The sequence below is a fragment of the Alcanivorax sp. 97CO-5 genome, assembly GCF_000524665.1.
Taxonomy (GTDB): Bacteria; Pseudomonadota; Gammaproteobacteria; order Pseudomonadales; family Alcanivoracaceae; genus Alcanivorax; species Alcanivorax borkumensis.
In genome coordinates, this window is the sequence record NZ_KI965905.1 from 22,518 (window position 1) to 34,790 (window position 12,273).

A 12,273-nucleotide genomic window follows, 5' to 3' on the forward strand; every position below is an offset into this window, starting at 1 on the left:
AATAAAAAAAAGCGGCTAAAGAACGCAGAAGGTTTAATCGAAGATTCAGGAATATATTGAATTATAAAACCCCAGCGGATTTAATGAGAAAGCATATCAAGGTCATTGCCACTTAAAGGGTGGTGTGCTTCTGATTTGAATCTGCGATTGAAAATACTCAGCTATCGAGACCAACGTCAATGAAAAAACGTATAGCCGCTCAATCAAGCTCAACGGTAGCGCTTGTTAATTCATCAAATGGTTCATTACGGGGCACCCAGCCTGAAGACAAGTTCAATGAGCAACAGGATTGCACAAACCTTGGTGGATCTATCTCGCCGGAAGTCAAATCCCTCCCTTTGGCCAGCGCACAGCGTGGTTTATGGTTTGGTGAGCAAATTGGGCCTAAAGATGCGGTATATAATATAGCGGAATATTGTGAAATTCTTGGTGAAATTAAAGTCGATATTTTCATTGCCGCGCTTAAGCAAATTACCCAAGAGGCTGAGACTACTCGAGTCGAGATTCACGACACAGCAGACGGTCCTAGGCAAATTATTCTAGATCGCTATAAAGGCGAGTTTCCGGTGATAGATTTGAGCGGGGCCACTGATCCTAGGTCTGAAGCAGAGAAATGGATGATGGATGAGCTCCATCGGCCTGTTGATCATGCCTGTGACCCGCTGTGGTTTTGCGCACTCTTTAAAATTAGTGAGCAGTGTTATTTTTGGTATCAACGTAGCCATCACCTAGTGCTTGATGGTTTTAGTGCCGGCATTATTTCACGGCGATGCGCCGAGATTTATAATGCTTTACTTGAGCATCGAGACATTGGTCCTAGTCCATTTCTACCTTTGCGCATTCAGCATGAGCAAGAGCAGCGCTACCGTGAGTCTGCACGGTATGAGCGTGATCGTAATTACTGGATAAATCAACTTAGCGGATTACCCGATCCGGTGTCGCTTACCCGACACAATGCAGTGCGCGCGGGGGGAATGCGCAGGAGCACCGCTCAGTTATCTATAGACACTAGCAATACACTGCGTAATTTAGGAAAAGACACTAAGGCGAGTTTGCCTCAGATACTAATTGGTTTGTTTTCGGCCTATATATATCGGATGACAGGCGCAGATGATTTGGTATTTGGTATGCCCGTATCTGCTCGCCCCAATCGTGATATGCGCAGTATTCCGAGCATGATGGCCAATGCAGTATCGATTCGTTTGGCGATGAATGCTGAGCTCAATTTAAGCACTTTAACAGCGCAAGTATCTAAAGCTGTCAGGCAGGCTTTGCGACATCAGATGTTTCGCTATGAGGATTTGCGCCGTGAGCTAGGCTTGCTAGGCCAAGGACAGCAAATTTCTTGGGTCGGCGTGAATATAGAGCCCTTCGATTATGACCTGCGATTTGGCGGTCATCAGTGCCTCGCCCATAATATTTCCAACGGCACCGTCGAAGATTTAACGGTTTTTATCTATGATCGTGGTGCTCATGCGGGCTTGCGTATTGATTTGGATGCTAACCCCGCCCTGTATTCTCAACATGATTTAGATACTCACAGAGACCGTTTTGTGCGGCTAATTAGTTCGGTTGTTAACGATCCTAGCGCACCAATCGGAAACATAAGCCTGTTGTCTGAATTTGAAAGAAAATGCATCTTAGATGACTGGAATAAAACTGAGAAGCCATTACCAGACACTAATTTGCTGGCGCTATTTGATAGCCAAGCGATAAAAACGCCGGATTCGATAGCTCTTACAAGTGGTGACAAAAAACTCACTTACCAGCAACTACAGAGTGAAGTCGTTAGGTTAAGCCACGCCTTAATCCAGCGTGGCATTGGCAGCGGCGACATTGTTGCAGTTGCTCTTCCCCGCGATGAATCTATGCCAATCGCTCTTCTCGCCATAATGAGAACTGGTGCCGCCTATTTGCCGTTAGATCCGACGGCGCCTGCAGAGCGCTTGGCATTGGTATTGGGTGAGGGTAAGCCTACGCTGATCTTATCTGCGTCGTCTATTAGCCGTGCATTATTTAAAGACGATGTCGCTGTACTTAATTTAGATACTGTCGATACTGGCTTAGCTGAAACAAGTATTAACCCTGCACCTATTCACGGCAACACCAGTGCCTATGTTATATATACATCTGGATCAACTGGGCGCCCTAAAGGGGTTGAAATCAGCCACCGGGCGTTATTGAATTTTTTGTTAGCTATGCAGGATGAACTGCAAGTTCATGCCAATGATAAATTATTAGCTTTAACGACCGTCGCATTTGATATTGCCGCTCTTGAATTATATTTGCCATTGATCAGTGGTGCTGAGGTGGTGATCGCAAGTCGCGAGATTGCAAAAGATCCCGAAAAGCTTGCAGCGCTTATTGCCGATGAAAAAATTAACCTAATGCAGGCGACACCTTCCCACTGGCAAGCATTATTGGCAGATTATGCCGATCAAATTAGCAATGTGCGGCCCTTGGTGGGGGGGGAAGCATTGCCTGCGCAACTCGCCCATAAAATGCGCAAATTAGGCCATCCTATTATTAATCTCTATGGCCCAACTGAAACTACGATTTGGTCTACCATCATGAAGTTAGATGGCGACGATTTAGACGCGCCGCCGATTGGTCGTCCGATCCAAAACACGACAGTATATGTGTTAGATCAAGAGATGCAGCCAGTGCCCTTAGGAGCGATTGGGGAACTGTATATTGGCGGTGTTGGTTTAGCAAAAGGCTATTTACATCGGCCTGAACTTACCGCAGAGCGTTTTATCGAAAACCCCTTTGGTGCTGGTCGCTTATATAAAACCGGTGATTTAGTTCGTTGGCGCGCAGACGGTGTATTAGATTATTTGGGCCGTAATGATTTTCAAATTAAAATCCGTGGTTTTCGTATAGAAGCTGAAGATGTAGAATCAAATATTCAACGTTGCGAGGGTGTAAAACAAGCCGTTGTCACCCTTCGCGAAAATCCGGACGGCGAGAAAAGGTTAGTCGCGCACTTTGTTCCCTGCAGGCTCGACACCGGAGAGAGCGCAATAGTTGATACTGCAGTGTTGCGTAAGCGCTTAGCGCAAAGCTTACCTGATTATATGATTCCATCGGTGTTTATGTGTGTCGATACCTTGCCCACCAACGTTAATGGCAAGTTAGATCGAAACGCCCTGCCGGAGCCGACCTGGCAAGCCTCTCTTGGTTATGTCGCACCTCGTACAACGCTAGAAACACAGCTCGCGGCTTTATGGTGTGAGATTTTTGGGCGTGAACGAATCGGTATTCACGATAGCTTTTTTGACCTAGGCGGCGACTCTCTAACAGCTGCAAGAATGGTATCGCGTTTACGTGAGTTGCTTACTCAGGATATTCCTCTCGCCGCCATCTTTGAAGCCAGCACAATCGCAGAACTTGCTGCGCAATTAGAACATCATCAATCTGTTGACCCCTTGGACATGATGTTACCGCTTAAATCCTCTGGCACCGCAAGCCCGCTGTTTTGTATCCATCCGGTAATTGGTTTAAGTTGGAGCTACAGCGGTTTAACCCGCTATCTCGATAAAGAACAACAGCTTTATGGTGTGCAAGCCCGAGGTTTAGCCACCGAACCCCAACAACATGGGGCTGCAGGTTTAGGTTTACCTACAAGCATCACAGAAATGGCTGGCGAATATATTGAACAACTGCGACGCGTGCAGCCAGCAGGGCCGTATAAACTATTGGGCTGGTCCTTAGGTGGATTAGTGGCACATGAAATCGCACGACTCCTAGAGGCTGAAGGCGAGGAAATAGGTTATTTAGCAGTGTTGGATTCCTACCCTTATGTGCAGCAGCCAGCGCAGTTAGCAGACGAAGCACAATTAGTACAAAGTGCATTGACTTTTATGGGTTTGGCCTCGGACTCTTTGCCTCAAGGCGAAGAAAGTATGGCCAATTTAAGCGATTTGTTGTGCCGCGAATATGATATTCACAACCTCCCTTTTGTGAAAGAAATGCAGCAAAGTAATGGCAATATTATAGAGAGCGTTAGGCTGATTATCGAAAATAATCTTGTTATTTCCCGCCAGTTCACGCCAGGGAAAATCAAAGCTGCAATGCTGTTTATTGCCGCAACTGAAACAGTAGAAACTGACATGGTCGATGTACTGCACAATAGCGCTGATATTTGGCAAGAGTATGTTGGCAAACTCACGATTCATCACGTGGACTGCCATCACCAAGATATGTTCGACGCACCTGCGCTAACGAAAACCGGCCCCTTAATCGCTGACTCACTTATGCCATAAAATGTGGCGTACAAATGAACTACCGTGAAACCTCAGTACAAGGTGTCAAGTGCGAGGCACTTATTAGCGCTGTAAAAGAGCAGTAATTATGCTTAAACATCACTACCATATTTAGGCTGTTAATGAATATTACCATCTTTAGTATCGGCACTCAGGGTGACGTTAGGCCCTTTATCGCTCTGGGTTTAGGATTGCAGGCTGCGGGCCATAAGGTCTGTATCGCCAGTGGTAAAACCTGTAAGGACTTGGTTATAAATCACGGCCTGAGATATGCGCCCTTGACCGCAGATTTCTTTGAACTTATGGCTAAAGATCCGCGTGCTATTCAACGCGGCCTGAATCCCTTGACCTTAATGAACACCGCGCGCAAGCATCTTAAGGATATGGGGCGACACTGGGCTGAAGAAGGGTTGGCCGCCGCTAAAGATGCTGATTTACTGTTAGGCAATGGCATGATGGCGGTGCTAGCGAACTCTCTGGGCGAAGCACTGAATATCCCGACGGTAGAAACGCATTTGCAGCCAGTAACCCCTTGCCCTGACATTCCGCCGATGATGCTGACACCACCGAGCAAACCACGTAACGGCAGGGTTAACGAATGGCTTTACCACCTTTTGCGAGTCATTACATGGCGTATGCTAAGTGCAGCTTACAGTCCAGTGCGTAAAGCCCTTCAACTGCCGGCACTACCTTGGTATGGCCCGTATTATCAACAAAAGATAGAAGACCGCAGGATTCTTTACGGCTACAGTCCCGCTTTACTTCCACGATCACGCCACTGGCCCGCGAGTGTGCAAGTGACAGGAAATTGGTTTTTAAACGGTGAATCACAGTGGCAGCCATCAGCGGAGTTAGAGCAGTTTCTCGCTACTGGCGACAAACCAATATATATCGGCTTTGGCAGTATGCTAAGTGACGACACCGATAATCTTAGTGCCCTCATCTATGAAGCCGTTGCAGAAAGTGGACGCAGAGCAATTATTGCGACGGGATGGGGGGGGCTTAAAGCAAAGTTCAATAATAATCCTAATATTTTAGTTATTGAGGCTGCGCCGCATGACTGGCTATTTCCCAAGGTTTGTGTCGCGGTTCATCATGGCGGAGCGGGTACCACGGCCGCAACCATTCGCGCGGGCATTCCTTCGGTGGTTATTCCATTTTTTGGTGATCAACCGTTCTGGGCTTGGCGACTTGAGCAAAATGGTGTGGCGCCCAAAATGATTAAACGCAAAGACCTCACCGCTGAGAAATTAGTCGCAGCGATCAACATGGCTTGTGTACCCGAGATGCAAAACGCCGCCGCTAAACTGGCAGTAAAAGTGGCCGAGGAAAATGGCGTTCAATGTGCGATAGATCTATTGACACAATGGGGCTTACTCGATTCTTCCGACCTCAATGCCAACACGTTATCGGCTGATACTTGAGCGCTATCCACGCAAGTGGCGGCGACGTGATTAAGCCATTAACACAGGGGCTATCGAATTTTTTTACTGCTGGTAAAACCGTTACACTCAGCGGTTTTACCGGCACCTGCTATCACTGCCGCTTTGACGTCGCGCATTACCATGATGCCCTCTTTGCACGTTACAAAACTCCCCTTCCCGCCACGCTAAGCAATGCGACAGCCTCACGCAAAGCCGAATTTCTTGCTGGACGCATTGCAGCACATAATGCTTTTATTCAATTAGATTTAAGGCCAGAGATTATTGGCATTGGTTTGCGGCGTGAGCCGCAGTGGCCGCCGACAGTGTTGGGTTCAATCAGTCATCATGGAGACAGTGCATTCTGTATGATGATGCCTCGTCCTGCTCAGGCACCGCTTGTTTCTCCTGGAATTGATGTCGAAAAAGTGATTTCAGCAGACGATCGAGCCCTCTTGAGCCCAAGTATTCTCAGTCATGAGGACTTAGAGTTTATTCACGGAAACTTTGTAAATATAGAATATGGTTTTACGGTGGTATTCTCAGCAAAGGAGGCCCTGTTTAAAGCACTGCACCCAGCGGTGGGGCGATATTTTGATTTCCTAGATGTAAAAATATCGTCAATTCATACTGAGCGTTGTGAGCTAGAACTTCGCCTAGTAACTAATTTGTCCGCGCAGCTTTTAAACGCCCATACCGTCACCGTATATTGGAGGAGGGAGATAAATACCGTCATTAGCTGGGTGCTCCCTAGCCATTGAGGGTTGTAGTGGCATAGCGAATTTGGCCACCTGTTTTTAAGTGCATGATCTCTCACAGAGAAAGTCATGTGGATATGATGACGGAGAAAAGAACTTTTAGCCCGGAGTTTCGTTTGGAGACGGCGGAGCTTGTGGTCGACCAGGGCTACACTTTGAACGCGGCTGCGATGCTATGGGGGTCGGCAAGTCCACGATGGAATATTGGGTGCGTAAACTGTGGGCTGAGCGCGCAGGCGAATGAAGGAGCTTGGGCTGGTCAGCACTCAACCGTCGAGTCACGTCTACAAGAAGGCCGATCAGTCGCACGTGGATATTTTTCCAATCTGTTCGACTGTGAGTTCGATGTAAGAGCGCCCAACAAGGCCTAGGTAGGGGATATTATCTATATCTGGACGGGAGCCCGCTGAGCTTATCTGGCGGTCGTCATCGAGCAGTTCCCTCGTAAACCGGTGGGCAGGGTCTTGTCGTTCTTCCCGAACACCGACATGGTAGAAAAGGCGTTGATGCTAGCCTATGAATCTCGCGGCTGTTCACCCAAAGACGTTCTGTTTCACTCGGATTAAGGTTGCTAGTACACCAGCCTGGGGTTCCGGCAGTTGCTTTGACGTTACCGGATGACGCAGAGCCTCAGTCGACAAGGTAATTGCTGGGACAATGCCTCGACAGAGCGCTTCTTCAGGAGACTGAAAACGGAATGGATGCCTGAGATTGGCTACCCCCAATGTTGCGGCAGTGAAGCAATCTGTGACCGGCTATATGCTCGATTACTACAGCAGTCTCAGACCACACAAGCATGCCGATGAACTAGCGCTGAATGTGGCGGAAAAGAGCTACAGCAATGCTCAAAAGTCGGTGGCCAAAAACACTTCACCACTACAGTGGAGATTCGGGCTGTGCTTTATGTATTTACGCAACGTGAAAGGCTACTCCTAAAATCATAAGCGCGTATATCGGCGACCCAGTGGCTGTGGCAATACAATAACGAACGGCCGAATTCAGTCATCGGCGGAGTACCCCCGACCCAGCTACTACCGGTGGGCTAACCTTCTACTCATGGGGGCGGTTAAAAAAGGGGGCGCGGATTACAATGCTCAAAGAGTAATCCTAGACGCCGTGGCGCGGCGTGAACGTGTAATCGTTCGGCCGCTCGGCGCGTAGTAATGCCGGGTCCGCCTGCAATTCATGCTGCAGTAGAATACTGGCATCCAGAAATGGAGAGCAGCGCAACAGAGCGGGAGCGTGTACTAGCCAGCCCAGTTGGCGGGCGAGCGTCTCTGTTGCACTATGGGGCATTACACCGATGTGGGTACGGAGGAAGCCTGCTCTTCGCGCTTTTCCAGGGCGCTACGGACTTCGTCGGCCCAGCGTAGCCAAGTTTGTTGGTCCAGAATGCCACGGCGCAGGGTTAGGTAAGTGAACAGGTCACGGTCCTGATGGGTGTCATTCAGTTTAGCGGCCAAGGCTTCAAAGGTGTTCAGTCGCTCACGCCGTAGATCCGTCTGGTCGTCTAGCTCTCGAATGATGGTGGCGCTGTCGGACATGCTTCCGCCAGCAATCTTCACCATAAAAGCGTCACGAACTCGAGGTGGAGCTGCGGGTTTACGAAGCCAACGAGTCAACTCGTCACGCCCTTCATCCGTGATCCGGTATAGTTTTTTGTCTGGTTTGCCATCTTGGGGAATATGGCGATATTTCACCATGCTTTGATCGTTGAGCTTACCCAGCTCAAGATAGATCTGCTGGTGGGTGGCGTTCCATACTAGCCCGATACTGTTGGCAAATTCGCGAGCGAGGTCGTAACCGCTGGCTTCCTGATCTTGTAATAGGACAAGTATGGCATGGCGCAAAGACACGGCTCACTCCTCGTTTTTTTATGATGTCTTACCCGTTTGATAGTAGAGAGCTGTGTAGTTGCTGCGCAATCTGTTGAATAAGGAGTTTTGTAAAAACTTGATGAGGTTACTCTACAGGCTTCAGCAAATGTAAGTATTTGTTATAAAAATAGATGCATCTTGTAGGTCGTATGGCGGATAAAGGAAAACGATGTTGTATTTCTATATCCGCCTTAATGTAACGTTATGCAAGCGAGAGCTTGGCGGATGCATATTCGTCAGCAGCCTAATGTTGCGTTAGATCTATCTCGGGGCGTTACGGTCGATACTAGATGAGATGTTTTACTGGTAATATTGTCGAAGGGTGTCATCTTTTTAGGTTATTTTAATCGAAGCTTTATTAGGTTTTTATCCGTAGAAATTATGAGGACCTCAATCTGCTTGGACTCCTCGGGCGTTTGCGGCCTTTACATACTCGCTGAATAACGGCTTTGGTCGCTGGTGCAGGTTGTCACTGGAGTATAAGGCTAACGGTGGCGTTGTTTTTTTCAGTCAATGAGCCAAGGACAGTCGTCATATCCGCTAAAGTGCAGGGGTGAATGACTTGAAGTGGTGTTTCGATGGCTGTTTATTTTTCTTGGCGAATGGCAGATGATTCGCGACCGTCAAGAGGCTTGCAAATCAGTAAGCCTGAGGAGAATGTCATGTTAGGCGTCGTGAACGCGGATGCTGACCAAGTTAAACGCTGGTTGCAGCAGGCCAATATTCAGCACTATATCTGTGAGCACTGTCATGCCCTGCACTTGTCCGAACTACAGGAACGGGAAGGGGTGGTGGACGCGCGCCTGTTCGTAGAAGAAGACGGGATTCTGTTGACCAGTGAATTGGAAGTGCGCCCTGCGGCTTTATTTGCGGTGCAGGCGGAGCTGGGCCGGCTGAACATGGCTTACCCCTCGGTGAAGGTGTTTTTGGATGTGAATGATGATTCCCTGCCACGCCTTGTGGTCTGCGATTTGTTGTTGGGCCGCAAAGGGGTGACCTTTGAGCAGTTTATTTATTTTGTCCAAGCGACGGTGGATGCTACGTTGCAACTGCTTGATGAAAGCCAGGAATCTGATTGGTTGCTGTGGCCGGATGACTTTGAATCCGGCGCCAGTGGCGCGCTGCATTAACATTGCCGCCGGGTCCCGGCGTTTGCGCATACGCTAAGAGGGCACGGACGGTGCACGATAATGCGGATTTGTTGGGTGGTGTGGGCGGTAGCCTTTTAGACGGCCTGATTGATGGTTTGGTTAGGCGTGGCTATGCGGTGGCGCCAAATTATTTTTCTGCTGCTTTGGTGCGGGCTCTTCGTGAAGAAGCGCGCTACAAAGATCAGCATGGTGAATTTCGTCTTGCCGGCATTGGTCGTCGCCAAGAACATCAGAAGGACACCCGGGTACGCAGCGACCGTACCTGCTGGTTAAAAGGTGATTCGCTGGCTCAGTGTCAATTGTTTGAAGGGCTGGAAAGTCTGCGTTTGGCTGTGAATCGTGAGTTGTTCATGGGGTTATTTGAGTTGGAGTCTCATTTTGCCATCTATGGGCCGGGGGATTTTTATCAGCGACATGTAGATGCCTTTAATGGCAATAACGGCCGGCTTTTGTCGGTGGTGCTGTATCTCAATGAAGGTTGGCAAAGTCAGTGGGGGGGGCGTTTGCGTATCTGGCCCAAAGCGAATGCTAACCGCGTAGCCACGGAAGTGGAGCCTCGGGCAGGGACGCTGGTGGCGTTCCTAAGTGAGAACATTCCCCACGAAGTCCTGGCAGCTACTCGAGAACGTTACAGTATCGCTGGGTGGTTCCGTTGCAATAACACCACGGCCGACAGGCTCGACCCAGCACGTTGATAGCGTGATGTTTTTTGCCGCCTCGACACCCATTTTGGCCATCGGGCCTGATTCACTATTATAACAATGCCAGAGACACTGTTTTGGTTTCTCAGCGTTGCTTGCCAAAAAAACATCCAACCCCTTGAAAGCGGCTCCCTGAGCCCCATTTTCTTATTCAGTGACAACTGGCCGGTTGGAGTAATGCAGACAGTCTTAGTGACTGCTTTTGACTCCTTGTCACATCAACCATTTTTAAACCGTTTTCCAGCGGATGCCTGCGGGGTCTGCTGGTGAGATTGGAATGAGGATAGTGTGATGAATACCGGATTTTCCCTTGCCCCATTGTTTCGCCATTCTGTTGGCTTTGATCGTTTCGATGAATTGCTGGACGCGGCGTTGCGTGCGGACCAGTCCAATGGTTACCCGCCGTACGATATTATCCGTGAAAGCGATGGCCGCTACCGTATTGTTATGGCGATGGCAGGCTTTGCGCGCAATGACCTGGATATCACCGTGCAAGAAAATGAACTTCGCATTCGCGGTAACTTGAAAACGGAAGACGATAGCGAACGTACTTGGCTGCATCGTGGTATTGCCCGCCGGGCTTTTGAGCGGACGTTCAAGCTGGCTGACCACGTGGAAGTGGAAGCGGCTGGGTTAGAAGATGGCTTGCTGACCGTGACCTTGACCCGCGTGGTGCCAGAAGAGAAAAAGCCCCGTGTGATCCCGGTTGAGGGCGCGTCGCCACCTGCGAAAAGTAATTAATCAGCCATATTGTCGACGCAAATTTGTGACACGGCAAAGGGGCTCTAAGGAGCCCCTTCTTTATTGAATGTGGGTAACCATATGATGGTTTAGGTGCGTAATGGCTGGGTGGCTTGCGCGGCCTCTCGTCCATAAACCGTCACCTGTCCCCGCATCATGCCTGCTGCTTTTTGGCGATGCGGGCTGGCTCTGTCTGTGCCTAGCGTTCCATCCAATACGCCGCAACATCCAGCATACGGTGGCTGAAGCCCCACTCGTTGTCGTACCAGACCAGCACTTTTAATTGTTGCTCCAATATCCGTGTGTGGTTAGTGTCGACCACGCAAGAGTAGGGTTGGTGGTTAAAGTCACTGGAAACCAGGGCCAGATGGTTCATGGCCAATACCCCCTGCAGGTCACCGTGGGCCGCATTGTTCAGGCTGTCATGAATCGCCTCCACCGTAGCGGGCTGTTCCAGCAGCAATGTCAGGTCCACCAATGATACGTTGAGGGTGGGAACTCGCACCGCCATTCCGTCCAGTCGCCCGGCCAGGTGAGGCAGCACTTTTCCTACGGCTTGAGCTGCGCCGGTGCGGGTTGGAATCATATTGACTGCCGCGGCGCGGGCGCGCAATAAATCTCCGTGGGCCTTGTCTACCAGGTTCTGGTCGTTCGTGTAGCTGTGGATCGTGGTCATTAGCCCCTGTTTCACCGTGAAGTTGCGGTCCAGTACATCTACCAGCGGAGCCAAACAGTTGGTGGTGCATGAGGCGTTGGAAACGATGCGTTGATTGTCATCAAGAATCTTGTGGTTGACGCCATAAACCACCATGGCGTCGGCGTCGCCCACCGGGTAGCTTGCAAGTACCCGGCGAGCGCCAGCATCAAGGTGCTGTTGAAGTTGTGCTCGTTGCTTGTAGCGGCCGCTGCATTCGAACACTAAGTCTGGAGCCAGTTCACGCCATGGTAATTTTTCCAAATCGGCAATGGCGTAGCAGGGCACGCTGAGACCATTAATTTCCATGGTTTGGCCGTCATAATGCACAGGATAAGGCCAGCGACCATGGGTGGTATCGAAGGCAAGCAGGTGCGCGAGTACATTGAAATCGGCAAGATCGTTGATGGCGACAAGTTCAAAACGCTCCCGGGCTGGATGTTCGCTGAGGGCCCTAACTAGGCAGCGTCCTATACGGCCGAAACCGTTGATGGCAATGCGAATGGTCGGATTGCTGTCCATGAAGCCTCCCTGTTCGCGCTGGGGTTAGATATAGAGCCTGATGGACCCTACTTTGCTTTTTCAAGTGTAGCCTTGCGGCTCGACTGGGGCCAGCCTGCTCAAGCTTTAGCCTGATGAACGCCCAACCCCGGTCGTGCTCTTGC

The 12,273-nt window shown here is 49.7% G+C and carries 10 protein-coding genes; 7 read left to right on the forward strand and 3 right to left on the reverse strand.

The annotated features are described in order from the left end of the window. Positions 1-179: 179 nt before the first annotated feature. From Y017_RS11770 to Y017_RS11790, 4 genes are all read left to right on the forward strand, one after another. Positions 180-4,265: a non-ribosomal peptide synthetase gene (locus tag Y017_RS11770; protein ID WP_081737618.1), complete on the forward strand. Its 4,086-nt coding sequence runs from the start codon at positions 180-182 to the stop codon at positions 4,263-4,265. A gap of 122 nt (positions 4,266-4,387) precedes the next feature. After that, positions 4,388-5,689, forward strand: a complete 1,302-nt coding sequence (locus Y017_RS11775) for a glycosyltransferase (RefSeq protein WP_035461016.1) — start codon at positions 4,388-4,390, stop codon at positions 5,687-5,689. Positions 5,690-5,715: 26 nt separating this feature from the next. Next, positions 5,716-6,447 carry a 4'-phosphopantetheinyl transferase gene (locus Y017_RS15245; RefSeq protein WP_155849266.1) on the forward strand — a complete coding sequence of 244 codons (732 nt, stop codon included), beginning with the start codon at positions 5,716-5,718 and terminating at the stop codon, positions 6,445-6,447. A gap of 708 nt (positions 6,448-7,155) precedes the next feature. Beyond that, positions 7,156-7,380 (forward strand): hypothetical protein, encoded by a 225-nt coding sequence (locus Y017_RS11790; RefSeq protein WP_035461017.1) that lies wholly within the window; start codon positions 7,156-7,158, stop codon positions 7,378-7,380. Positions 7,381-7,551: 171 nt separating this feature from the next. Here the strand turns inward: Y017_RS11790 and Y017_RS11795 are convergent, their stop codons facing one another. Both Y017_RS11795 and Y017_RS11800 read right to left on the reverse strand, forming a co-directional pair. Beyond that, positions 7,552-7,740 carry a hypothetical protein gene (locus Y017_RS11795; RefSeq protein ID WP_035461018.1) on the reverse strand — a complete coding sequence of 63 codons (189 nt, stop codon included), beginning with the start codon at positions 7,738-7,740 and terminating at the stop codon, positions 7,552-7,554. Beyond that, positions 7,740-8,300, reverse strand: a complete 561-nt coding sequence (locus tag Y017_RS11800; RefSeq protein ID WP_011589061.1) for a PadR family transcriptional regulator — start codon at positions 8,298-8,300, stop codon at positions 7,740-7,742. The genes Y017_RS11795 and Y017_RS11800 overlap by 1 nt, the downstream gene beginning before the upstream one ends. Before the next feature lie 683 nt (positions 8,301-8,983). On the opposite strand from Y017_RS11800, the gene Y017_RS11805 reads away from it, so the two are divergent. The 3 genes from Y017_RS11805 (at position 8,984) to Y017_RS11815 (ending at position 10,914) form a co-directional block, all read left to right on the forward strand. After that, positions 8,984-9,451 carry a YbjN domain-containing protein gene (locus tag Y017_RS11805; RefSeq protein ID WP_035461020.1) on the forward strand — a complete coding sequence of 156 codons (468 nt, stop codon included), beginning with the start codon at positions 8,984-8,986 and terminating at the stop codon, positions 9,449-9,451. A gap of 50 nt (positions 9,452-9,501) precedes the next feature. Next, positions 9,502-10,167, forward strand: a complete 666-nt coding sequence (locus Y017_RS11810; RefSeq protein WP_046961980.1) for a 2OG-Fe(II) oxygenase — start codon at positions 9,502-9,504, stop codon at positions 10,165-10,167. 297 nt (positions 10,168-10,464) lie between these two features. Beyond that, positions 10,465-10,914 carry an Hsp20 family protein gene (locus Y017_RS11815; protein WP_011589058.1) on the forward strand — a complete coding sequence of 150 codons (450 nt, stop codon included), beginning with the start codon at positions 10,465-10,467 and terminating at the stop codon, positions 10,912-10,914. A 199-nt stretch (positions 10,915-11,113) separates the two neighbouring features. On the opposite strand, the gene gap is transcribed toward Y017_RS11815, so the two are convergent. Further along, positions 11,114-12,130: a type I glyceraldehyde-3-phosphate dehydrogenase gene (gap, locus tag Y017_RS11820; RefSeq protein ID WP_035461021.1), complete on the reverse strand. Its 1,017-nt coding sequence runs from the start codon at positions 12,128-12,130 to the stop codon at positions 11,114-11,116. Positions 12,131-12,273: the final 143 nt, after the last annotated feature.